At 63.3% G+C, this 880-nt stretch carries 1 protein-coding gene; it reads right to left on the bottom strand.

The window, feature by feature from the left end:
* Positions 1-392 precede the first annotated feature (392 nt).
* The coding region (locus tag AZG88_RS36435; RefSeq protein ID WP_197488001.1) for a class I SAM-dependent methyltransferase at positions 393-880 on the bottom strand (488 nt) is incomplete at its 5' end.

Here is an 880-nt window from a genome sequence, read left to right as displayed (position 1 = left end):
TGGGTTCACGCCGACCTTGCGGCACTGCACCCGGCCGAGGCGCGCGAACTCGTCATCGACGCCTGGCGCATGGTCGTCCCCCTAAAGGTCTCCCGCGCGTACGATCTCGCGAATCCCGACGGCCCGGGCTGACTGAGGCCAGTGCGTCCCATGGGCACTGTCAAACTTGAGGTCGCCTGAACAATCTGCTAACCACACAAGCCGCATTCGTCACACGCGACCTGGTGAATCGCGGAGGCGAACGGGCGAAAATCGCCGTCGGATTGCTCAAAGTTGACAGTGCCGTCGGCGGTGCGGATTCCGACAAGTTGGCGAGAATCGTCCGCTGACGCGATCGTGAATATCCGCAGGTCGGCTCGCTCAGAATCCGAAAAATTCGGGTGAGAACCAGCTCACCCCTGTTTGACCAGGGTGAACTGCATGACATCGACGCGTCCGCTGCGGAACTGGTCGGCGCAACCGGTCAGGTACTTCATGTACCGCTGATAAACCTCTTCCGAAGCGAACTTCACGGCGTCATCGTGACGGGCCGCGAGCGCCCCGGACCACCGGTCCAACGTACGCGCATAGTGCGACTGCAACGGCTGAATCTGGTCGACACCGAACCCCGCCCGCTCCGCCGGAGCGGTCACCCAGTCCGGTTCGGGCAGCTGACCACCCCGAAAGATCTCTCGAACGATGAACACGGCGAAGCGCACGTAGGCCTCGGTGAACGGGATGCCCATCTTCTCCAGGGTGCCGCGCTGGTAGGCGATGATCGAGTGCAGCAACATCCGCCCGTCCGCGGGCAACAGGTCCCGGCACCTGTCGAAGAACGCCTGGTAGGAGTGGCGGCGAAAGGGCTCGAAGGCACCGATGCTGACGATGCGGTCCACCGGGT

Origin of the sequence: Rhodococcus sp. LB1, assembly GCF_001583455.1 — a bacterium.
Lineage (GTDB): Bacteria > Actinomycetota > Actinomycetes > Mycobacteriales > Mycobacteriaceae > Rhodococcus_F > Rhodococcus_F opacus.
Note: the sequence above shows the minus strand (reverse complement) of the source record. Positions and strands in the feature narration are given on the sequence as shown.